Annotated in this window: 15 protein-coding genes, 1 pseudogene, 2 CRISPR repeat arrays and 1 riboswitch; of the genes and pseudogenes, 1 reads left to right on the top strand and 15 read right to left on the bottom strand. The window is 41.1% G+C overall.

Annotation, left to right across the window (positions count from 1 at the left end):
• Positions 1–425 precede the first annotated feature (425 nt).
• The 14 genes and pseudogenes from SALPA_RS23775 to SALPA_RS23705 all read right to left on the bottom strand — a co-directional run bounded on the left by SALPA_RS23775 (position 426) and on the right by SALPA_RS23705 (position 21158).
• Complete coding sequence (locus tag SALPA_RS23775) at positions 426–1520, bottom strand: radical SAM protein (RefSeq protein ID WP_255451447.1); 1095 nt, start codon at positions 1518–1520, stop codon at positions 426–428.
• 154 nt (positions 1521–1674) lie between these two features.
• Positions 1675–2211 carry a DUF1854 domain-containing protein gene (locus SALPA_RS23770; RefSeq protein ID WP_186451209.1) on the bottom strand — a complete coding sequence of 179 codons (537 nt, stop codon included), beginning with the start codon at positions 2209–2211 and terminating at the stop codon, positions 1675–1677.
• Between the two features lies 1 nt (position 2212).
• Positions 2213–4501 carry an ABC transporter ATP-binding protein gene (locus SALPA_RS23765; protein ID WP_145099904.1) on the bottom strand — a complete coding sequence of 763 codons (2289 nt, stop codon included), beginning with the start codon at positions 4499–4501 and terminating at the stop codon, positions 2213–2215.
• A 332-nt stretch (positions 4502–4833) separates the two neighbouring features.
• Positions 4834–4919: riboswitch (cyclic di-GMP riboswitch) on the bottom strand.
• A 364-nt stretch (positions 4920–5283) separates the two neighbouring features.
• Positions 5284–5946, bottom strand: coding sequence for an HAD family hydrolase (locus SALPA_RS23760; RefSeq protein ID WP_255451323.1), 663 nt, complete (start codon positions 5944–5946; stop codon positions 5284–5286).
• 322 nt (positions 5947–6268) lie between these two features.
• A CRISPR array of direct repeats spans positions 6269–6621; the repeat unit is 29 nt; unit sequence GTTTCAATACATCCATGTTACGGTCAAAG.
• 15 nt (positions 6622–6636) lie between these two features.
• Positions 6637–7747: pseudogene (locus SALPA_RS23750) on the bottom strand (IS3 family transposase).
• 68 nt (positions 7748–7815) lie between these two features.
• Positions 7816–10940: direct repeats of the CRISPR family, unit length 29 nt; unit sequence GTTTCAATACATCCATGTTACGGTCAAAG.
• A 180-nt stretch (positions 10941–11120) separates the two neighbouring features.
• Positions 11121–11402, bottom strand: a complete 282-nt coding sequence (gene cas2 / locus SALPA_RS23745; protein WP_145099899.1) for a CRISPR-associated endonuclease Cas2 — start codon at positions 11400–11402, stop codon at positions 11121–11123.
• A gap of 7 nt (positions 11403–11409) precedes the next feature.
• The gene (gene cas1b / locus SALPA_RS23740) at positions 11410–12420 is read right to left on the bottom strand and encodes a type I-B CRISPR-associated endonuclease Cas1b (RefSeq protein ID WP_145099896.1); all 1011 of its coding nucleotides are present in this window, start codon (positions 12418–12420) and stop codon (positions 11410–11412) included.
• A 13-nt stretch (positions 12421–12433) separates the two neighbouring features.
• Positions 12434–12928 (bottom strand): CRISPR-associated protein Cas4, encoded by a 495-nt coding sequence (gene cas4, locus SALPA_RS23735; RefSeq protein ID WP_145099893.1) that lies wholly within the window; start codon positions 12926–12928, stop codon positions 12434–12436.
• Positions 12925–15567 (bottom strand): CRISPR-associated helicase Cas3', encoded by a 2643-nt coding sequence (gene cas3, locus SALPA_RS23730; RefSeq protein WP_145099890.1) that lies wholly within the window; start codon positions 15565–15567, stop codon positions 12925–12927. The genes cas4 and cas3 overlap by 4 nt, the downstream gene beginning before the upstream one ends.
• A gap of 59 nt (positions 15568–15626) precedes the next feature.
• Positions 15627–16424: a type I-B CRISPR-associated protein Cas5b gene (gene cas5b, locus SALPA_RS23725; RefSeq protein ID WP_145099887.1), complete on the bottom strand. Its 798-nt coding sequence runs from the start codon at positions 16422–16424 to the stop codon at positions 15627–15629.
• A gap of 2 nt (positions 16425–16426) precedes the next feature.
• A complete protein-coding gene (locus SALPA_RS23720) occupies positions 16427–17377 on the bottom strand; it encodes a type I CRISPR-associated protein Cas7 (protein ID WP_145099883.1) in 951 nt (316 codons plus the stop codon).
• A gap of 1 nt (position 17378) precedes the next feature.
• The gene (locus SALPA_RS23715) at positions 17379–19295 is read right to left on the bottom strand and encodes a hypothetical protein (protein ID WP_145099880.1); all 1917 of its coding nucleotides are present in this window, start codon (positions 19293–19295) and stop codon (positions 17379–17381) included.
• 19 nt (positions 19296–19314) lie between these two features.
• A complete protein-coding gene (locus SALPA_RS23710; RefSeq protein ID WP_145099877.1) occupies positions 19315–20016 on the bottom strand; it encodes a CRISPR-associated endoribonuclease Cas6 in 702 nt (233 codons plus the stop codon).
• Between the two features lie 728 nt (positions 20017–20744).
• Positions 20745–21158, bottom strand: a complete 414-nt coding sequence (locus tag SALPA_RS23705) for a tripartite tricarboxylate transporter substrate binding protein (protein WP_255451322.1) — start codon at positions 21156–21158, stop codon at positions 20745–20747.
• A 190-nt stretch (positions 21159–21348) separates the two neighbouring features.
• Between SALPA_RS23705 and SALPA_RS23700 the strand changes: the two genes are divergently transcribed.
• Positions 21349–21933: a hypothetical protein gene (locus SALPA_RS23700; RefSeq protein WP_186451207.1), complete on the top strand. Its 585-nt coding sequence runs from the start codon at positions 21349–21351 to the stop codon at positions 21931–21933.
• A 281-nt stretch (positions 21934–22214) separates the two neighbouring features.
• On the opposite strand, the gene SALPA_RS23695 is transcribed toward SALPA_RS23700, so the two are convergent.
• Positions 22215–23435 (bottom strand): 6-phosphofructokinase, encoded by a 1221-nt coding sequence (locus tag SALPA_RS23695; RefSeq protein WP_145099871.1) that lies wholly within the window; start codon positions 23433–23435, stop codon positions 22215–22217.
• Positions 23436–23501: the final 66 nt, after the last annotated feature.

Raw genomic sequence — 23501 nt, 5'->3', positions numbered from 1 at the left:
AGTAACAATCTTCCAAAATACCCCTCCGTCATACCACCTGATTATTATTCGCAATACTTTATATAATACAGAACATGCAGAGGCCAAACGCCTCTGCATGTTCCTACGCCTTGCAGACTACTTGGCATACGAAGACCTACACGAGCTAAAACAACTGCTCGCACAAGAACTGGTACAATCTGAATAACAATTTGCATGACATTGAATGCAACCAACAGCAGTTTGATCCGATATACATGTGGACAAGGTTCCATGCTCTCGTTCATACTGTGAAACTGCTTGACGCAATGCATCAATCTTCTTTGCATAATCCATCTGTCGTTCACCTCCTTTCCATGTTAAGTCCTGATTTTAGACACATGAATGAATCAAAGGTTTAGTCAGACACATCATATGCCAGAATCATCAATATTGTTAACTAAGATTCATTTATGAGAAAATGTCATAATGGCGTTTTCTAAAATATCGTTAGCATTTATTAACACCTTTGCTTTAGACAGATCCTCGCTGGAAGTGGGAATTCCATTCCGTGTCAATAGATCTAATTGATAGCGATGTGCCACCAAAATCTGTCGCTTAAACATTCTGCAGGTAGCCGGATCACGCAAAGCAATGTCATTGCGAAATTTATAATTGAGGCCATAGCATGTCGGACACATCATAATCAAAGGACATTCCCTGCACATGTCATCAATCAGTCCCTCCGGCGCATAGAAATCGAATCGCTTAATATCCTCGCTTCGATTCTCTCCTAAGACAATTGGGGTAAACATGTGGCATGGATATGCATTGCTGTCAACGTCATAAGTCACCATATTAGTGCCCGTACCACAATATTTATGCGGCTTATAGTTTTCCGGTAGTAGCGGGGCAAAATCTAGCGTAAATGCATGAGCCGGAGTGACCGAGCCGTCTTGATCCATATAGTATTTGGCCAGCAAGTCTAATTGCTGCTCATATATATCAGCGTCCTGCTCTGTCCAGTCAATACCCACTGCCGGATTAAAACTGGCTTCAAATCCAAGCTCTTGAAGATAAATAACGTCTTCTGCCAAAGTTGGCAAGGTTTCACGTGAGAGTGTCATTTTTACGCCTTGTTCAGGCCAAAGTTGCTGAAAAAAATTGAGATCAATCTTTGAAAAAGATCCCCGTCTATTGATTTCCTGTGTCTCAAGAGGCCCATCTAGACTCAATCCCAGACAAAATTGATGTTTGTGTTTTTCAAACCATGCTTTTCTATCGTTATCTAAAAGAGTGCCATTGGTTGTTGCAAAGAGCACATAAGGTACCGGCCTAGAAATTGACCACATCCACTCGGCAAGCTCAGCTATCATAGCAAAACATACTAATGGCTCCCCGCCAATAAAGTCAAACACAATCTCTTTGAACTGATTCTGTGTAGCAACAAACTCAAATTCTTTTTCAACAAGACTTTTGGCCAATTCAAGCGGCATTTGCTTGTCAGATTTGTATGATTCATAGCAATATGTGCAATTCAAGTTGCATTGATGTGTTACCATTAATGTGCATGATCGACGCACCGATGATCGTTCGCCTAAACTTTCTTGTGTTTCATTCATTATAATAGTCCTTTCTAATTGATATTTTTAATCGGACATAATTATTAAAACAATGTCTTGCGCAGTATTTTATTTGTATTTGATGCTTCAGATTCTAAATCAGCTTATTCAATATGGCTTTGCTGGTCTCATCCAGCATTTCAATACATAACTCGTAGCGGTTACCGTCCACATCATTAATAATATAGCGGTTAGGTTGAACTTCGACCATAGTATCCTGGACACCAAGCGTAAGTATTTTCTTTGAACCGCAGTCGGTATCGACATACCATTCCATACCTCCATACCTACGTTTTATAGCTAAAATTGATCTTACCAGCGGAGTAAAATAGCGCATCTCAAGGTCCTCTTCTATCCAGCGGCGATATTGTTTGTTGAGTTCGCACAGGTCACGAATAATGCCTATTTCTTCGCCGGCTCCATCGCTAATGGAAATATATTTCGTATCGAATGAGTAAGGAAAGCACCGACGCGCCTTTACCCTAATTACTGACCTTTCACCTCGTAGGGTCAGCCTTACACTGCAACCGTCATTTTTCATCAGTTCAAAATCACATGGTTCAAGATATCTAACCTTTACGGATTCATCAAGGCTCTTTTCAACATTATCCAATATTTTTGCATTAATCATATTATCCACCCACGGCCACCAATCTTGTAAGCTCATTTTGCATATTGACAAGTTTTGAATATGCTCCATTTTTGGCAAGCAGTTCCTCATGTGTGCCACATTCTATTAACTTCCCTTTTTCCAAAACAAGTAGACGGTCGGCATTTCGCAGTGTCGAGAGCCTATGTGCAATAGCGAAAGTTGTACGATTTTTTACTAGTCGCATAAGCGCTTGCTGAATCTGTTTTTCTGTAGCTGTGTCGACTGCACTGGTTGCTTCGTCCAATATCAGTATTTTGGGATCATGCAAGATTGCACGCGCTATTGCTATTCTCTGCCTCTCACCGCCGGATAGCGACTGTCCACGCTCCCCAACCTGAGTTTCATAGCCATCTGGAAGACCAACTATAAAATCATGTGCATTAGCGGCTTTTGCAGCTTGGATTATTTCCTCCGGATGTGCATCGGGTTTGGCATAGGCGATGTTATCCGCAATCGTTCCCGTAAGCAAGTACGACTCCTGAGGGACTATGCCGATCTGCTTTCGCAGGTCTTCCAGACGGATATTCCTTATATCTAAGCCATCTATCTCTATTGCACCCTCCTGAGCAATATAAAATCTGCATAAGAGATTTATCATAGTGGACTTTCCTGCGCCCGATGGCCCCACAATCCCTATCATCTCACCAGACTCTATTTCAACATCTATATCATGTAACACCGGCAGATTTTTATCATAACCGAATGTCACATGGTTGAATTTGATATACCCTTTAACATCAGACAGCCGGGTCTTGTTTTCTGGTTGGCTTTCCTCAAGCTGCGCATCCATGATTTCAAAGACACGCTCAGCAGCAGCGAGGCAGCTTCCTATCCCATCCCACATTCTTGTTAATATCTGCACCGGACCATAAAGCATGCCCATATATCCTATAAACATTATTAGTGTGCCGGTGGTAATTCCTGCGTTAATCACGCCTATTCCACCGACATACCAGACAATAAACTGTCCTGCAGACATCATAAACCACAGTAAAGGCCACAATGTACCCCATGTCTGTTCAGCTTCCATACTCGCGGCACACAAACTTTCGCTTCGGCGCTCGAACCGTTTGACTGCGCGATCCTCCTGAGCGAATGCTTTTACCACACGTAAGCCCTGCAACGAATCGGACATAACAGCGTGCAGCTTTGACCATCTATGCCCGACTCTGCCAAACATCCATTGGAACCGCCTGAAAATCAAAGTTGCTGCAATTGCTGTAAATGGAACCGGAACAACCGTCCATACCGCCAGCTTCCAGTCTTGCTGAAACACAATCACAAGCACCAGTAGCAGGCTCATAAGATTGGAAATCATCTGCTGTATGTCCGTCGCCAAGAATTGTTGCAGCGCACTTGTATCTTGAGATACTCGAGATATCACTGATCCAGTCTGCCGTTTATCAAAGAAACCCACAGTAAGCCGATGAAGCCGAGTATAGAGATCCATGCGAATATTATGAACAACCTTCGACCCGATTTTAGCTGCAATACGGGTTTTGATAATTCCTAAAACTGTAGAAATAACGTTTGTTAACAACAATGCAAGGACAATAATTCCAAGCATCACAATTAAATGATGTTCCTGAGCGCCTGTTGCATGCCCACCCATTGTTTCAGCTTTTTCAAACACGTTGTCTATGAGTATTTTGGATAGATAAGGCGGCGCCAACGCCATCACTTGAGATACGATAAGGAGTAGCGATGTCATTGCAATATCAATGCTGAACGGTTTAATATACCACAAGAGCCGTCGAATTGTTTTTCTGGTATTGACGCAGTTCGAACACACATCTGATCCACAGTCAAGTGGAAACCCACATTGGGAACATCGACGGGACAAGTCTTCTTCACTTATATCTGGAATATCTTCTCCTTTTATTTCCGCTTGCAGACATCTTGCGACATAACTAAACTCTCGAACAAGTGCATTAGTGTAGCGGATAAACATCACGTGTTCACCATTTATATTTGCTACCAAACAGCCGTTTCCGAATTCCCTTTCGGCGTTTATTGCTGCAATATCTTTAATTAAGACGTTATGATGGACAATTAGTTTCTCCAAATCCGTAGAAATAACCAAAAGCTTCTCCGACGTTGTAACCAACCACTGTTGCCCAATATGTCCATCCGGCCCTAAGTCACTTTGAATAAAAATATTTATCTTGAAACCATTAAGAAGCATACTGATCTTATTTTTCAATTTGTTAGGAATATGCTCTTGATTGACCACCGTTAGACCACCACTAACTTCTTCAAAATATCCCATTTACCTATCTTTCCTTTGGCAAGAGCGTTATAAATTAGTGTCTGCACCACATCGGAGACAAAAACACACCAGCAATAAAAAAATTTCTTTAAGACAATCTCATATATGGGTTGAACACGCCTTAGCATATCACTCATAGTAAATCATCTCTTAATTCCCCACTTTTCCTATCGCCTTCACCTGGTAATGGCAACTTAAATATCTTTACTTTGCTCCTATATAGCCTACAATCTTTTTCGAATCAGCTTGCAGGCTTCTTGCTGTCTGCCACCATTTCAAACAACGCAAATAATGGTAAAATCTCAAAAAAAGACTGCCAGTACTAATATTAAATTAGCAACCTGGCAATCATAGATAAAAAATCTTTAGACCCATGGCTTTGCGTCCTCATCTTTCGACAAGTTTGCCTATATCACACGCTATATTAAATATTTTTAAAATACTAAATTAAATAAAATTAAATTAATATATTGTATATATTTTACATTTATTACCCAATTCCTCCTTAAAAGAAATTTTTTTTATTATTTGTAAAAATATGAACAAGGCGATTAACCACTCCAACCGGCTCACTATTTCTATCACTATTCAATTTAGAGGTTGTTTTTCAAATCTGCTTCAAATTCTTCCAGGCTTGCGTCGTCGATTTCGGCCGCTCCTTTGTTCGCTTTTACTCGTTCAAATGCCTCCGGCACTACATACTTGGAGAAACAATACAAGGCACACGAAATTTTGAGGAAGATGTTCCTCTATTTACGTGTGCCCCTTTTTCCCCACCGCAGTTACAAATTTAGCAGCTCGTTTATTCTACTGATCGCCCTTTCATAGTTTTCCACATGACCAAAACCATATTTTGCAAAAATAAAAGGAATCTGAGCCATTTGTGTTGCCTCATAATCCCCCTGAGTATCGCCAACATATACGACATCGGTTAAATTGTTTCTTTTCACTAGTAGCATGATGTTTTTGCCTTTTCCTTTGCCAGTGTTGCCAAAGCATTCCCAATCCTTAATATACAGTTCAATACCCGCCTTTTTCATAAACAATTCAATATAGCTCGCTTGGCAATTACTTACAATGAATAAACCATATTTTTCGGAAAGTTTTTCTATGGTTTCTACAACATCGGGAAATAGCAGGTTATCCATATTTTCTTCCAGTGCCTCATGCTCATATATGCAACACTTTTCCATTAGTAACTCTTTAGTTCTCTCATCGGCATCATAAAATAAACTATCGGCAATGACCTTCATCGTCTTACCGAACTCTTTCTTTAACACTGCAGCACTTACCACTGCCGCAGTTCCACCGACTTCAGAAATTGCCTTGTTCCAGGCTTGAGCCACCACTTCCGTTGTATCCCATAAAGTACCGTCAACGTCAAATATTATGTTCCGTATGATAAAAACCTTCTTTCTGCTTCGTATTCTGAAAGTATAATACAAAATAATGGGCAAATGATACAAGCACTTCTCTTTTGAACCTATGAAAACGCCTACTGCTGTTTACTAGATTCTCGAGACCTGGAATAGAAAGACACGTTGACGCTGCTACCCCCAATATCCGTACTTTGCCGTTTGTCCCATGCACGTTTTAAATTTGTTAGATGGTAAACTTTATTAATGAGAGAATGTACCCTGATGCTCACAACTACCAGTACCCTGACTCTCTTTATACACCGGCCCATTTACGGTGTGCTTAATTCAGACGCTACGAGGTCTCCATGAGTCACACAATTATCTTGCTTTGTTGATACCTACAAATACTGTTTCAATACATCCATGTTACGGTCAAAGAACGTATTTTCTGTATTCGCCTTCTCCAACTTGGCGGTTTCAATACATCCATGTTACAGTCAAAGACTGTCTGCCCTGGTACAATCCGGTATTATCTCCAAGTTTCAATACATCCATGTTACGGTCAAAGGCGCAGCAGTAGAGTTAATTGATTCGTTTAACGACGTTTCAATACATCCATGTTACGGTCAAAGTTTTACGGTGTCTGGCATTGCTAAACGAGGTAGTAAGTTTCAATACATCCATGTTACGGTCAAAGGAAGCGTAGAGTAGCCGAGGTAGTGGCGCAGAGCATGTTTCAATACATCCATGGATTGTCAACACTTAGTCGGACAATTTTTATAAGGTCAATTGGCGTAATTGAACTGGCGTTAAGTAATTTAGAGACCATGAATTCTAGTATTATTAAACCAGTCAATATACCGGGCTAGTTCATGGCGTAGATGGCATATACTATCGAAGTTTCGGCCATATACAAATTCGGTTTTAAATATTTTAAAGGTTGCCTCTGCTACAGCGTTATCATAAGGGCATCCTTTCATGCTAAGGGAACGTTTGATATCAAAGGTAGAAATTACTTCATCAAGTAGTTCATTTTTAAACTCGCTACCTCGGTCTGAATGAAACATCTGGATGTTTCGCAGATCTGTCTTTACTGTTGCAAATGCATCATATACCAATTGCGCATCTTTATGAATCCCGGCACTGTAGCCGATAATCTCCCTATTAAACAAATCTACAAGAATACAAACGTAATTCCATTTGTAATTTACTCGAACATACGTTAAATCACTGACAACCACTGCATAGGGAGCTTGTCCGGTAAATTGCCGTTTCAGCTCATTTTTAACAAGTTCTTCATTACATTTTTGCTTGTGCGGTTTAAATTGGGCAACTGTGTACTTTGAGACTAAACCGTTCTTTTTCATGATTCTTCCGATACGGCGGCGAGACACCTGATAGTTCAATTTTTGTAGCTCTATTTTGATTTTTCTTGTTCCGTAGACATCATGATTCTCATGAAAAATATAGTCAACTTTTGTTTCTAAATCGCGTTCATCCGACTTGCTAATTATCTCGTAATAATAAGTACTTCGGGCAATCTTTAAACATTTACACATCGCTGATATAGAGTATTTATGAGCATTTTGCCGGATTACAATTATTTTTGTGCCAATATCAGCGCTGCTTGCTTTAAAATATCATTTTCCATCTTCAATTTCTGATTTTCTTTACGAAGTTTGATTAACTCTTGCTCCTCCGGGCTACGATTATCACATTCTTTTGCCGATCCTGTAGTATTTATTCTGCTGACCCACTGATTGAATGCTGAAGGGGTTAAATCGTATTCTTTAATGATTTCTGAGCGGGGTTTTCCACTGTTATAAAGTTGGACCATTTGTTGCTTGAATTGGTCGGTAAATTCTCTTTTAGCTCGTCTTGTTGTCATGTAAATCTCCTTTTTCTTTTCTTATAGTTTTACATGACCTTATAGAATCTGTCTAGTTTAGTGTAGCCGATCCAATACATCCATGTTACGGTCAAAGGAACAGTACCATGTCTGCCCACTCTTTTACTAGGGGGTTTCAATACATCCATGTTACGGTCAAAGCTGTTACGACGGTTGATAGCGATGGTAATCAGATGTTTCAATACATCCATGTTACGGTCAAAGTATATTGGGAACTTCACGGCAGCAGGGCAATATAATGTTTCAATACATCCATGTTACGGTCAAAGGGGTGCTGAGAAAGGACCTGGCTCAGTCGAGTACGGGTTTCAATACATCCATGTTACGGTCAAAGCAATGTAGATCTTACTGTCACCTATGGCCGGTCAGTGTTTCAATACATCCATGTTACGGTCAAAGTTGGTTTCCTTTGGTTTTGGAGTAAATTCGTATTTAGTTTCAATACATCCATGTTACGGTCAAAGTCATAGTCCCTCAAAACATACAAAGTTTGTCTTTGTTTCAATACATCCATGTTACGGTCAAAGGTAGATCCGCTACTAATTACTGCTATGTTCGCTAAGTTTCAATACATCCATGTTACGGTCAAAGGAGCCGCCTCAAATACCCGCAGCTATTATTCAGGAGTTTCAATACATCCATGTTACGGTCAAAGCGCCAACTTGGCAATTAAAGCGCAAGCGTTAATGTAGTTTCAATACATCCATGTTACGGTCAAAGTTGACCCTGTTGGCCGGCAAAACTTCCTTGAGGCTGTGTTTCAATACATCCATGTTACGGTCAAAGCGCTCTATGGGAGAGCAAGCAGGCCAGAGGACATGTTTCAATACATCCATGTTACGTTCAAAGGTGGGGCCGGGAGCAGCAACAGTCAAAGGCTGAAGTGTTTCAATACATCCATGTTACGGTCAAAGGAAATAACTTGATTGGTTAAGCAAGGCAGTCGTTATGTTTCAATACATCCATGTTACGGTCAAAGATTACCGGACGGCATAAGAGAGTATGCCCAACAATAGTTTCAATACATCCATGTTACGGTCAAAGGCGGAAGTATTCGGGCATGACGTTGGCGGCGGCTGGTTTCAATACATCCATGTTACGGTCAAAGAGTATTAGACCTACATCGAGCTAATGCGCTTAAATAGTTTCAATACATCCATGTTACGGTCAAAGAAGGCATTTAGCACCATATACTACGCTTACTTTATGGTTTCAATACATCCATGTTACGGTCAAAGGGAAATAAATGGGGGGAATATTGATTATGTTTACAAGTTTCAATACATCCATGTTACGGTCAAAGCGGAGTTCTAACGGTGCCGATAAGCTTGTGTGATGTGTTTCAATACATCCATGTTACGGTCAAAGATTGAAGAGGCCGAGAAGGACATGGCTATAATATTGTTTCAATACATCCATGTTACGGTCAAAGGTAAAGGCATAGGTTCTCAGTATAGTGTATCTTGGGTTTCAATACATCCATGTTACGGTCAAAGATTGAAAGGCGAAAAACAATGTGCGGCTTTTACAAGTTTCAATACATCCATGTTACGGTCAAAGGCAGATAGAGGGCATTAGAAACAATTTTAGTAAGAGTTTCAATACATCCATGTTACGGTCAAAGGTCTAGTCGAGCAGCAAGTAGCGCAAGATATTCTGTTTCAATACATCCATGTTACGGTCAAAGCATAACGTGTCCTCCTTGGCTATTTTAATTGATCAAGTTTCAATACATCCATGTTACGGTCAAAGGTATCTGGCGTTTCTCAAGGGTTGTTATCGTCCTAGTTTCAATACATCCATGTTACGGTCAAAGGGAGGGGCAAGTAGATGCCAAGAAACGAATTTACTCTGTTTCAATACATCCATGTTACGGTCAAAGGGAGGCTGAGACATGCTTAAACTCGCGATTGAAGGGTTTCAATACATCCATGTTACGGTCAAAGAATTACTATAGTTACTCAGCAAGGTACTTGCTTTTAGTTTCAATACATCCATGTTACGGTCAAAGTGCCGACTTCATACAGAGGATGGTGGGGAGTAGATGTTTCAATACATCCATGTTACGGTCAAAGGCGGCAGTCTTACGAATCCACATGGGAAGACATCAGTTTCAATACATCCATGTTACGGTCAAAGAGAGTCACGAGTTAACGCTCTCGCCTGCATTAGGGTTTCAATACATCCATGTTACGGTCAAAGGAAGTAGGTGGCAAGAAAAAAGAAAATCATGCCATAGTTTCAATACATCCATGTTACGGTCAAAGGCAGGTGTTAATGGTTGGACATCGATCCAGCACTAGTTTCAATACATCCATGTTACGGTCAAAGGTGGAGGCACTGGAAAGCATTGCAGCAGTTAAAATGTTTCAATACATCCATGTTACGGTCAAAGCAGCCAAAGAGTTGGGTATTAATCCCGATCAGGCCAAGTTTCAATACATCCATGTTACGGTCAAAGCCTATATGCTTGGAGCGCAGACCACCGCAATACTAGTTTCAATACATCCATGTTACGGTCAAAGGGGAGGCTTCGTGGTAGTATTTAGGGAGCATGGCGTTGTTTCAATACATCCATGTTACGGTCAAAGGCCAACAACGGTAACACAACAGGCTAGCAAATCAGAGTTTCAATACATCCATGTTACGGTCAAAGATTATTGCCTCCTACTCAGGGACCGCCTGTAACCGGGTTTCAATACATCCATGTTACGGTCAAAGATAACGGTGGTTTCCATAGCATAACAGAGCCTAATTGTTTCAATACATCCATGTTACGGTCAAAGCCATTTCCAGCAGTAAACGCCGCCTGCGAAACATAGTTTCAATACATCCATGTTACGGTCAAAGGGCTCAACAAGTATCAGAAAAAACAGGTGTTCCCGCGTTTCAATACATCCATGTTACGGTCAAAGGGACAAACGCGAACAGATTAAACAGGATTTCTATCTGTTTCAATACATCCATGTTACGGTCAAAGAAAGATTCCTACAAGCGGATCGATAACAAAATCTAGTTTCAATACATCCATGTTACGGTCAAAGGATTAACCGCTGTTTATCCCGATGGGTGCTCAGATAGTTTCAATACATCCATGTTACGGTCAAAGAACGCAGGTATCGAATGTTGTCGGCGGCGTATCTGTTTCAATACATCCATGTTACGGTCAAAGGCCAATAAAATCAAGCTTTGCAAAAACACCTATAGCTATACAATACAACGTTTGCAAGGGTTTCGCAATATTTTCCCAACCGGAGAGCAACATGTAAGCACTTACCCCAAGATTACTCTTCATCCCTTATAACTCTTGGGCGCAAGCCTCACCTAGAGATTATGCCGGTTGGGAAATTTCTTACAGTAACATTGATTCTTGATCATGGATACGAACTCCGATAACTTCTTCATCAAATACATAATCACCGGTCATTTTAAAAAGAGCTACAAAATCAACTTTTTTATCAATGACTTTTTGAAGTTCACTTCGAAGTTTAATTAAATTTGCAGGAGTAATTTCGCCGCGAAAAACCGACTTTTGGAAAGGAACCAAATACTTCTTACATATCTTAAATACTTTTCCTACACGCTTCTCACCAATATCATAGACAAGAATAACATAATTATAATTTTTTGCCATAATATGCTTACCTCCGGTCTTTTTCCAGAAAAGGTGTAAATGGAGTTCCCTCGACAACATGCTTTTTCAGCTTGTAAGCATCATATTTGATCGCAGTCAGATAGCTTATTTTTCGCTTCATCGTGCCATGCTCAAATACCTGTTGTAAGCGTTCTTCCATGGCGGTAATGAATACATCACGTCCCGCCTCGTTTAATAAGCAGTAATTATATTTCTTGTCAAAGTGCTTACTGACCTGAATTCTTCTATTGTTAACAACTTCAAAAATAGTACGAAAAACAATCAATGGTTTGAATGCTTCTGACAAATCCAGGCTCAACGAGAAGCGACGGTCACTGGGCTCGTGCAGAAAGCTGATCGTCTGATCCAAATGCGTATGATAGATTTGCGATATCGTTTTTGTATACAGGATTGTGTTACCAAAACTGACCAGTGCATTGATGGGATTGTCAGGAGGCCGCTTCACTCTGCGATTCATCACAAAGTCCTCAGGCAAAATCAATTGAAAAGTTTCATAAAAGCGCCGCCAGATTTCCCCCTCTAAACTTAGGAGGGTAGGAACTTTTTTTATTTTAGGCAATAAATCAGGCACGTCATTTTTTAACCAATCCAAGTAGGGTTTGATTTCTTTATTGCCATGCTTGAAGTAATGGTACAGTACCTCGTGAATGTTGGCCGCAATCGCTCCAACGAAGGCAACTGCGATCGGCAGGCGATTTTCCAAACAAGCCTTCGCCTGCAAGAGCATCACTTTACCACTCACCCGAGCTTCTTTAGGATAGAAAGTACCGCGAAATTGTCCATAGTAATCGAAAAAGTGGACTGTAATATTTGCCATTGATAAAAAGGTGAACAGCTTGCTATTCAACGATATCTCATTCAATAAATAAAGCTCTTTCAGCCCATTTATCGGAATGTGCGTAATACCCTTTTCATTGCGAAATGTCAATGAATTGTCTTCACGCCCTAAGGTTCCCGGCGTGCGAATATAGCGCGTAGTCGGAGCTGATTTTGCCAACCTTCATCCCTCCTTAAATATAACAATAGGCATAGTAAGCACAGCGCTCACATTTCTTGGCATAAATTGCCGGCACCGGCTTATCTTGTTGCAAATACACTTCTATTTCTTCCAATAAACTAATCAATTTTAATTCCGTAGGATTGTCCAACTCCAGTTCAACAGTTTTGTGCGTTTGCTTGTTGCGCTCAATAAACTCCAGTCTCCCTTTACGTTCCAAGCCCTTTTGTTTGAGTATGTACAGATAATACAGAGTCTGCCATTTTGTAGCCTCCACATCAGCATCCGATTTTTTCAACTCTACAACATACTCTTCAGTCATTTTATCAACTTTAATACCTTCAATTTGAATCTCCGTATTAGTGCGTCCTTCGCTGCGAATTTCATGTAATATGCGCCCGATACGCACATCTTCGCTATCATCTTCGAAATTCATCTTATAAGCAAAAAGCCAGCACTGCCGCTTGCAATGGATATAATAATTAACAATGGTGCCTGTTATTCTCATAAGAGCGGCGACACCTCCTCACCGATATAAGCCTGACGGTTAAACTTCTTCGCCCCTGTATTTTTATCCAATTCCATAAAACGTTCACCATCGGGTACGTAATATAGCGTGCCAACTACTTCAGTATAAAATTGAGGTGGTGTTTGCTTGCCGCTATGCTGAATCCCATAATTAAAAGTAAAATAGGCCATTTTCTCTTTAATTTGTGAAAGTTTCACGATTCGCTCAGCGTATTCCATTTCCCGATCCGCCAAAAGAACCTTGAATTTTTCCCAGACTTGCGCCCCATCCAGTTGCTCTGCTTCGCCGTCCTCATTTTTATAAGCCACCGCATGAGCAATAAACAAGGTATACTGTTTTTCTGTAATTAGCCGCATTGCCTCTTCTACTTCTTTAAACTGTAATTGTTGCACACTGGCGGTAAAATAGGACCAGTTTTTCAAATTAGCTTTTTGTCGCTCCGCATTAATCTTTTCCATTATCAAATGATAAAAACCGCTAAAGTCCTTGTCCTGCAACATTTTTTGACAGCCCTCGTCTTGCAGATCATAGGCCGTACGCTGGTCGGCGCGATAGATGAGTGTTGTTTTAACCATATTAAAAAAGTAAGCGTGGCAATCCGGACGCAAACACGAACGATTGATTCGCCCCAAAAACTGTTCTTCACTGTCAAGCATGGAACTATCCTTGAAGCCAATATCCATATCGATATCAACACCCGCTTCAATCACCTGAGTGGCCACAACTATGGCATTCGGCAAATAAAAATTGTCTTTTTCATCCTTGCTAAGTTGTTTTAAAACTTCTTTTCGCAATAAATTGCTGTCATCACCTGTCAACTCAAATAAAGGGATGTCCAGCTTCGCTGACTGCAGGCATCGATAAAAACTTCTTGCAGCACCCTTCGTAATAAATTCAATCAATAAGCGGGTAGATTTTCCCTGCGCCTGCCGGTCTTTGAGTTTTTTGAGTACTTCGGCCAGCAATTCCTCTTCCGTTATGACTTTTTTCTCGAGAAGTTCAAAATGCAGCTGCACCCGATTGCGGAATAATGGGTTTTGAAAATATTGTTCTCGCTCAGTAACTAGAGAACATGTATCGCTTTCTCCCGCTACTAACAAATCCCAATTAGGCAAAGTGGCTGACATGATAATTATTTTCATATTCAACAGCTTGGCAAAGGACTGTAAAAAATGAATGATTTCTTTCCAGATTGCATTTTTATAGCTTTGGATCTCATCTAGAATAACAACACTGTTGCACAAATGAGTAAAAGCCAAATTGGACTCTCTTCCCAGCCCAAACAGATAATTAAAAAAGTTAACATGAGAAGTCAGCATCACCGGATATTGCAGCATTTGCCGCTGCAGCAATACTGACTTGTAGTCAAAGTCCGGCTCTGTTTCTCCATTGCCAGTTTCAGCAGCTTCTTCTTTTTTACTTATGATCGGTGTTATTGAATTGATTACAGGCATAGGGTATTGGTTGCGCAGTTCATCTGGAAAAATCTTATCTAAGGTCAGCTTAGTCTGCTCAATCAATGCGTTAAAAGGAAACACATAGATTAACTTATTAAGCCCTAATTCGCTGTTTAGCAATTTTAATCCTAAATTAATCGACATATACGTCTTGCCGGAACCTGTAGGAGCCTCCAGATAATATAGCTGCTTATCCAAATTGCGCAGCAGCTCTGCTTCTGTAGCTAAAAACAAAGCTGACCGCAATCTGTTAATAGGACTAAGCGTTGTGGTCTGCGGATTATTGCGTAACTCTTGTACACCACGATAGATTTCGGTGTTGTGAAAGGCCTCAAGTACAGGCCGAAGCTCTTGCTTCTTGCTAAAATACTGAAACTCCAGACTTCTTTCTGCGTCATAGGCATAAGTAGCATAAAAATCACAGGCTGCCATAGTGGAATATAGCAATTTCGCTAAAACATAAAAAGGAAAAGGTGAATGTGTATCAGTAAAGCGTTGATATCTGCTCTTCAACATCTCTGCAATGATTTCTCTAGAACACAGCCTCTCTTTATACCGGTAGTAATGCACATAGCCAGGATAGCGCTGAATTTTTTTCTGCAACAACTGCAGCTGTTTTTCAAAACTGGTTTCTTCGCCATCCGGTTCTTCTATATTCGCCAGATACGTATGGTGTCGTGAAATAACATAGGCAAATACGTATAGCACTTGCTTCATGAAATTGCCCACCAACGAATTAGCCCCGGGAAATTCAATTTCATCAAGCTCGGCAAGATGAATATCCAGGTACAGTAGCGCAGATAGGAGTGCGTGATTAGAATCCCCTGGCAGGGATAGCTTTTCTATTTGCTGATTACCCATTTTTTTCTTCTGGAATACAGGATTGATTTTACCTAGATCATGCAAATATATGGCTTGCCTAAAACATTTGACAACCCAATATTGGGCCGCAAGAGTCAGCGGCTCATCCTGCACGGTCAGGTTTGCTACAGCTCTTTGAATGGCCGACGATAATCCATTGTGCTCAGAAAGCTTATCTACATAGTGAAGCACTAAATTAGAATGCTCGATAAGTGATTCCGGCTCTTTCCCTGTTCCCTTCTTCGCAGTGTGAGCCAGTAATATCTCAGCACCGTCAATCAGATAGGCTCCGATTCCCATAGAAGAAAACTCCTTTCTAAAGCAATATCCGGGATGCCGCATTACACCCCGGATAACTATTAGATAAAATACAATACGCGCTCCCCGTCACAATACAAATTACGATAATCGTCTTCACTAATGGAAGCTTGATCAATCTCATGATTGGCTACTACCAGAGGATGGAAAACATACCCGTTGTTTTCTGCATTAAGGGCAACAGGCATACATTCTTTGAAAAAGCTTTTACCTTGGCCAGGCTTAATTTTGCCCCTCACCTTATAAGCAAGAGTATCACTGCGATGCAGTGAGTCAATAAACTGTACCTGCCCGGCCGGACTAACCTCCACCAGCGCCGGATTAGTTATTGCTGCGGGGTGATCGTTTTTTCCGAGGTACGGCATATATACACTTTGCGACTGCAGTAAGGCTTCGGACAGCTTCGCAAAAATACCAGCTGCCAACCCCTCATCATCTGCGACATAAATTGTCCAATGTGGTTTTTCCAGCCATTGTTCCCGCACATTTAAGACTTTGCCTTCTTCCTGACTGGCGTAACCGACCGTATTATTGAAAATCTGAAGCTTCTTAGCAAAATATCCGCGATCCCCATGAGGTATGATACTGACCCTGGCCTGCTGAAATACTTCGTAAAATTCGGGAAACACCTGAACTTCTTTTGCCTTTTTGCGATTAGTAGTCAACGGATAATTAACATCATATTGCTGCATATAACCACCATGACCGAGTATTGCCCCAAGCATCCCGAACAAGGCTATTTTATGAATATGGCTATACGTAAAATAGGCATAACTATTGACATCTGGTTTCTTAAAAAATGCCGTTTCGCCTTTTAGTTCAAACCGAAGTGTACGCATGGTTACAGCGCCGCCCTCGTAATAATATTGTAACGCTTGAGGCCGTCAAGCTCTAAACGGACTTCTGCTGCATAAGGATTGATGTAGAGTTCAATTTGTTCAACCTGCTCCTGGATGCCTGCCACCATCGGGGCAATTGCCGACAGATCATAAATGGTTTTATTCTCGTTCTTATATACCGTAACGTAAGGATCCAGATTAGGCAGATAGGCTAGTGCATTCTCCTTTAATACAATAAACAGACTAAAAGCATTTTCGCTGCCGGACTTACTGTTTGTCTGCAGGGCAGTGGCCCCAAGCAAAGCGCCTTCTTTGAAGGCGGCATAAGCTTCCTGTGTATAGCCTTGAAACTCATCTAAACCTGGCAATCCAATATAATTTTCATAGTGGTTCGGGTTTACTGTGAAAGGATAAATATAATGCGCTTCATCGACCATGATTTTCTTGCCAATAGAAGTGGCGTCTTTTTCCTGACTCTTCTCATTGGAGTTGCGAAAGGGAGATAAGATATCCTGTACTTCTACATTGGTCTCATCATACTTGTTGAAGCCTTGTCCAATTTGCACTGCACCGGTTAAGCCGATGTTTTGTCCTTCAACCGCAAACGTAGCTCCAAAATTCATAACATCAACACACGAAAATAATCGTTTCAATACAATCGTCGAATCTTTGGACACACTTTCACCAAATAATTGCTGGTATCGTTCCTGTAAATCCCGGGGCTGCAGTTTTTCGCCTTCTTTGCCCTTCCCCAATTTGTAGGACCGAATATACAGCACTTTTTCTCCGTTCCATTCCCACAAACGCTTTATACTATATTTCAATGCTTTATCGCTGCCAAAAATATTCCCGTCACTCGTTGTCTTCGGCAATCCCGTAAAATCAGCATTCCAATTTGCCATTCTGCTGACAATACCGATTAAGCCAATCACACGCTGCTTCATTTTTGCCATCTCATTCCACTCCTTTAGCGTTTTTTTCAAATAACAAATTATCTGCGAAAATCCCTGCCAATAAAAGTTCACGGGCACTGCCTTGATTATCGGTCTCCGGCACATAACCCAGCACTAGGGAAAAGGCCTGATTGAATCGGCGATAACCGGAAAAAATCTCATGCTTATAAAGCATATACGCTTCCTCCAGGCGTTTCTTCAACTGATGCCCATTTTTTGCCCGTAAGAAAGGCTCATACATCTCACCAGTTATTTTTTGTGTTCTGGACTGACTAATTAAGTAGTACGCCAATTGCCCGGCCATAAAATAAAACTCTTCATCATTTGCACATACAACAAGCCCTTCATTTACCAGCTTGTCGCGCAAAGAATCCATTGTTCCTTTAATGCGATCTGCCATTATTTTGCCTCCCTTATCATCAATTGCCATTTGGATAGATAAACGCAGATTGAAAGCATCGGCAAGCTCTGCTATGCGCGACGTTTCCACATGAATGAATTGTTCCACCAGCAATCGAAACGTCACTTTAGCAAAAATCCCCCGTAGTGAAACAGTTGTCCCTTTATAGAACCAATCATGAAAAGCCTGCCTGCTTTGCAAATACAAAGCTGCCATCAGAGCGGTAAATTCCCCGGCTTTAACGTCCGGTTCATTCAATATAAACGAATGATTCAACCGGCCACGAAAGAATCTACTGCTAATTGTTTTTTGCAAGGCTTCCGCAGTCTGAATGGTTTCGTAATATTTTTCATCACCAGCAGGATCTTTTAGCTGCAAAATATTAAGCCACTCTACCTGTACCGTTGTCGTTGGCGGAAAAGGAACATTCTCAAAACCATAGAGTTCATTATACTTTCCATCCATATAGACATGAAAGGTGCCTTCCGGTGGTACATGACCGGTTGGCGGAACAAACCCTGACTCATAGCCGATTTTATTGGTGGCATAGGGGGGCTTAGCCGCTGCCAGCCATTCTGTAGTTTGCTTGGCCATCATTGCCTGCTGCAGAGTAACCCGTTCAGGGGCCTGACTGCGCATTGTTTTATGCTCCATAAAGGGCTTCTTACTGTTCATTGTCATATCAAAGCTTGGCAGCCCGACGAGTTCTGCAGCTACCAACTGGTTATAGTCATTGCTGTTAAAAATCTTGGGGATGGTATACAGTACATATTCAAAGGCATATATTTGCTCACAAACAAGGGTTGGAGCCGGAGAGTCGAAAGTAAAAAACAGCTTCACATAATTTTTAAAAGGAAGTTGTCCAATATACTCCGTTAACACTGCAAGATTGGTGTGATACCACTTTGTTATCTGTCCGATCAGTTGAAGCCGTTCACAGCTATCAAGGTAAGTCAATGCCACTGCGTATTCAGACTGTTGAAAAAATTGCAGTTCTTTTGCTAACCCATTCACTGAAGGCTTTACTTCCCTCTGACTGTTATCTTTGCTACTCCTGCTTTTTACCTTTGGTATCATTTCCAGCCATTTTTGACGCACCGGATCGCTGCCAGTGGCTAGTAAGTAGCGCTCCAAGTTCTCCTGGGTAGTGTACTTACCTCCCTGTTTTTCGGCCAAGAAAACCTCCCTTTTCATGAACAGCGCCAGCGGGTTATTACTATGTACTTGTTTTTTTGAATCAACCGGTTTATTCATATCTACCAGTGAGCTTAAATAGTCTTGACATTTAAACCAATTGAGCAATTCAGTATTTTGCGGTTCTTCTTGGCGACGAATAATGAAATGATTTTGTTCAAATGAGGCAACCTGGTCTTCCCAGCTCTGATTCACATTCAGCCGGATAAAAATCCCCTCTTTTAGCTTATAATTATCCTGAATGATGGGAGGAAACTTCTCCTGAATGTTCGAGGAAAACTTTTCCTGTGCCTTTTGAAAGCCGACTGTCAAATCTCTGATCAAAAAACTTCACCTCCTTGCATCATTTGAGGTATTTTGCCAGGCAAAAGCCCGCTCCAAGAATCGAGCCCTTCTCTGCTAACCCAGAGCCCATGACTACGTTGGCTAATTTTTGTGAATACTCGTCCTCGTGAATAAGCAGGTGCAGCTTATTGCCTAATAATTTACGGCCTTTATAGGCAGTAGCCAGCGGCTTGCGGTTCTCAATGGTAATGCCCTGAATAAAGGGCTGCCCCTTCTGTACCGGAGCCTCAGGATAAAGCGATTTAAACTTCTTTTCGGCATTAGCATGGAGTCGCTGTATCAGTAATTCAATATTGTCTTCCGGCACCCATGGCTGCCGGTCGATTGTCACAATCGCCGGTGTAATCGTAAGCAGCTCCGTAATGTGTCCCAGCTGCCTTGCTCGCTGCTCGCCGGCAACAAGCTGAACGTATTCACTTTCCCGGCATTTTTTGAGACAATGCTGAATACGGGTTAAGGTATCTGCAATTGAACTGCGAATCGTCAGGACATAGATACGCCCTTGCTGATAGATCCCGTCTTTTTCAGTGGGATATAAGTTGCTAAATACAAAATGCTTATAGGTTTTGTCATAATGGGTTTGTTTGAAAAGAGGATCGGATAGTTGTGCCTGACTAATCCAGTTCCCGATCGCTTCCTGCATCTGTAAATGATGCGTTGATCTTTTCAGCAGTATCGTTAGTTTTAACTCGAAATACAAATTTCCCCCTCCTTATCTCTTAATTAAAATCGTTGTATATAGGATTGGAAACAAAAATAAATTCATACTACTATATTAACACACATATTATAACTCAGTGATGCAATTTTTCTCTTTTTTAGAAAAATTTATAAAAAACTCCTATATAACGAGAGTTCGCTACACTAGGAGTTTTTTACGCTTATTACATTTAGCATTTAAGACAGTACACTACGTGTTACGGTTATAGCAACAACCTAATCCAAACCTACTTACAAATTTCAATACATCTCACGTTACGGTTCATTAAAACACAAAACTGAGGCGGCTCCAGCTTACTATTTATACCAATCTTACCAAAACCACGTTATAATGTAAATGGGACGAGCGCCAACTCGTCCCAAACTGAATAAGGAGGTGAGTACCATGTGGATTTCTCCGCGAGTGATTGTCTGGTTAATTATCGCCATAACGATAATATTACTTAAACCATTAGCAATCACTATTTGGCTCAGGTAGCCTCCCTATTTCAAATGCAAAGCGCTCCTGTTACCAGCAGGGGCGTTTTGCTGTATTAATCTATGTCTATTATACCCTATTTATGTGAGATATAAAAGTAATTTTCAAACGGTACCGGAAATAGACTGAGAAACAGGGGGACGGAGAAACAGGGAGACGGGGTTATTGACATAAATTATACTGGTATATAGGAGACAGAGCGATGATGTTTTGAGAAAATTACCCACGATTTATTTTTTCTGAGACGCAATAAGTTCTGCAATTCCGGTCTCTTTTACTGTTTTCGTCAATTTTGCATTATCTTCTATCCATCTTTCACTAAATTCCTCTGGCCCCATATACTGGACTGACATTCCCAGTTCCTCCATATTCTTTTTGAAGTCAGGGTCATTGATTAGTTCCCTTAGCCCTGCTATCAGTCTGGCCTTTTCGGCTAGCGTTATACCTTGGGGAGCCGCGATTCTACTCCAAAAGCTAAAATCAACATTGATTCCCTGCTCCTTGAAGGTTGGTACATTCTCAAAGCCGGGAAGGGTTAATCTATTCTCGTCGGCAACACCTAGTATTCTGATAGTGCCACTTTCTACATGTTCTTTTAAAATCGCGGGACTATACGCTCCCATAAGCTGCACATGCCCGCCCAAGAGAGCCGCAAGAAATAACCGGGATTGGTCAGCTGTTCTTAGCCCATATCCATCGGGTATGGCTTTTTGTTCTTGAATGCCTTGATTAGCTGGTTTTGAAATATTACAATAGTATTAAGCCATTATTAGTAGTATAGAATGAGTAAACTTCTTGGTACTTCCGAAACCGATGATAGAAAGGAGCGATTCCATGAAAAAATGGAGGATTTTATTTATTACATTGTTAGGTGTTTTTTGTTTTTGTAGTAGTGCATTTGCAGCATCATTTCCCCAGAAGTTCGATGATCGGCCACTTGAGCTTATCCCGGGCAAGATTATAGGATATTTTTTGTGGCAGGATAAAGAAGGCGTGCACTTGCGAATGACCACTGATGGAAGCACGCATAATTTCAGCGGAACTATAAGTACTGACGGTAATTTTGAGGATGTTTTTGGTAAGTACAACAAAGACAATAATGATTGCTTTCAGATTAATAAGAAGGGCAAAGAGATAACCTACAAATTTACGACTTCAGGAGATGAGAGAGCGATTGATTTTCACATATCTAAAGGAAGGTATGTGAATTTTAGGCTGTCTATGGATGAGAGCGATGTAGATCCTAAATACATAATTATTGGCAAAGACGGATGGCATCCTATCAGTAATGAAGTTGTTTTACGGTATAAAAGGTACAGTGATCACGAGGAGCCGAATGTAGTTATTCTTGAGCAAGATATTTGGTGGCCTTATAGGTATTACCATCATAGGTATTGGCCCGACCCGAGATTCCGTTAAAAAAATAGATGATTATACCTTTATAAATGGTAAAGGGGCACAAAATAATGCTAGAATTACTAGATCTAATAAAGGACTATCTTATGTGGGCTGCGATTATTTCTGTTGCTGTAATTATTGCTAAATTTAATAATTCTCGATAACTTGTCTATATACTTTAGGCCCCTGGCGTATGCCAGGGGCCATGCTATTACGGTCAATGATTGATTTCAAGGGAGAACGGAAAATGTCTATATGCAATCGAAAGATTTCCAGTGAACTTGTTTCAGCATAGCTGAAGTTCACTCACTATTTAGCAGCTTCGGCACTCTGGGTGCCCTTAAATGCGATGGTATTTGTAATCCAGACCCCAGTAAAGGCCTTATATATAATCTAAAGGCGTCTGTGACATGGTTACCTTCCTTATTAATAAACTCATCCGCCATAACCCTTGTTTTTGCTGCAATTTCTTCCACTCCAGCCAAGCGATAGTCAACAGAATAATTGCCGGTTCGCTGAATAGTGAGTGATCCATTAACATTATTCCAATAAGCCATTTGAACGGCTCTTTCACCTACTTCCCTCGCCTCGTGTTGGTCAATATCGGAAACACAATCCACAAATGATCGCTGCAGGTAGCCAAATGTATCACTCCGAACCCGGGAAATTCCCAGCCGAGCCTTCACTTGCTGTGCCAATAAATCTCCTATGGCACCCGTGCCGGAGAGATTTACATTACCATGAGCATCGATTTCGAGATCCTTGCGCATAGTAGCGATAATCGGCACACCGCCGGCATCACATATTCCTTCTGAAACAGCGATAATACACATCCCATGACGGTCATACATCTGTTTAACATCTGCTAAGAACTTTTCCATAGAAAATTCTCGTTCCGGAAGATATATAAGGTGTGGTCCATCATCTGGATACTTTTGGGCAATAGCGGAAGCTGCTGTCATAAAGCCCGCGTGCCGGCCCATCACAACACCAATATAAACGCCTCTAAGGGCTCTAACATCCAGATTGATTCCCATGAATGCCTGAACTACAAATCTAGCCGCTGAACCGTAACCAGGAGTATGATCGTTTAGAACTAAATCATTATCAATTGTTTTGGGAACATGAATAGTCCTTAAATCATAATTAACCTTCTTGGCCTCTTCGCTCACGATCCAAACAGTATCAGCAGAATCGTTACCTCCAATGTAAAAGAAATACCTGATATCGTGGGCTTGCAACACTTGAAAAATCTCATGACAGTACTTGCTATCCGGCTTTATCCGCGTAGACCATAAGGCTGACGATGGCGTCATTGCAACCTGTTCCAAGTTATGACTCGTTTCCTGCGTCAAATCTAAGAAATTCTCGTTAACTATACCTTCTACGCCATGAATCGCTCCGTAAGTCCGGGTCATTTCTCCATATTTTCTCGATTCTAAAACAATGCCTGCCAACGTTTGATTGATAACCGCTGTAGGACCCCCGCCTTGCGCAATCAGCACTTTTCCTTTCAACGTCATACTATTCCCCCCCATTTTGCTGTCGCATAATGCAATTAGCGTCCTTTGATTGAACTACCACTATGC

This window comes from Sporomusa sp. KB1 (assembly GCF_007830295.1).
Taxonomy (GTDB): domain Bacteria; phylum Bacillota; class Negativicutes; order Sporomusales; family Sporomusaceae; genus Sporomusa.
Note: the sequence above shows the minus strand (reverse complement) of the source record. Positions and strands in the feature narration are given on the sequence as shown.

Excerpts from the sequence above, each read along its gene's own strand:
- cas5b (WP_145099887.1), bottom strand. The coding sequence starts at position 16,424 with ATGCGTACACTTCGGTTTGAACTAAAAGGCGAAACGGCATTTTTTAAG.
- cas3 (WP_145099890.1), bottom strand. The coding sequence starts at position 15,567 with ATGGGAATCGGAGCCTATCTGATTGACGGTGCTGAGATATTACTGGCT.
- SALPA_RS23720 (WP_145099883.1), bottom strand. The coding sequence starts at position 17,377 with ATGGCAAAAATGAAGCAGCGTGTGATTGGCTTAATCGGTATTGTCAGC.
- SALPA_RS23700 (WP_186451207.1), top strand. The coding sequence starts at position 21,349 with ATGAAAAAATGGAGGATTTTATTTATTACATTGTTAGGTGTTTTTTGT.
- cas2 (WP_145099899.1), bottom strand. The coding sequence starts at position 11,402 with ATGGCAAAAAATTATAATTATGTTATTCTTGTCTATGATATTGGTGAG.
- SALPA_RS23695 (WP_145099871.1), bottom strand. The coding sequence starts at position 23,435 with ATGACGTTGAAAGGAAAAGTGCTGATTGCGCAAGGCGGGGGTCCTACA.
- SALPA_RS23770 (WP_186451209.1), bottom strand. The coding sequence starts at position 2,211 with ATGATTAATGCAAAAATATTGGATAATGTTGAAAAGAGCCTTGATGAA.
- SALPA_RS23775 (WP_255451447.1), bottom strand. The coding sequence starts at position 1,520 with ATGGTAACACATCAATGCAACTTGAATTGCACATATTGCTATGAATCA.
- SALPA_RS23765 (WP_145099904.1), bottom strand. The coding sequence starts at position 4,501 with ATGGGATATTTTGAAGAAGTTAGTGGTGGTCTAACGGTGGTCAATCAA.
- cas4 (WP_145099893.1), bottom strand. The coding sequence starts at position 12,928 with ATGAGAATAACAGGCACCATTGTTAATTATTATATCCATTGCAAGCGG.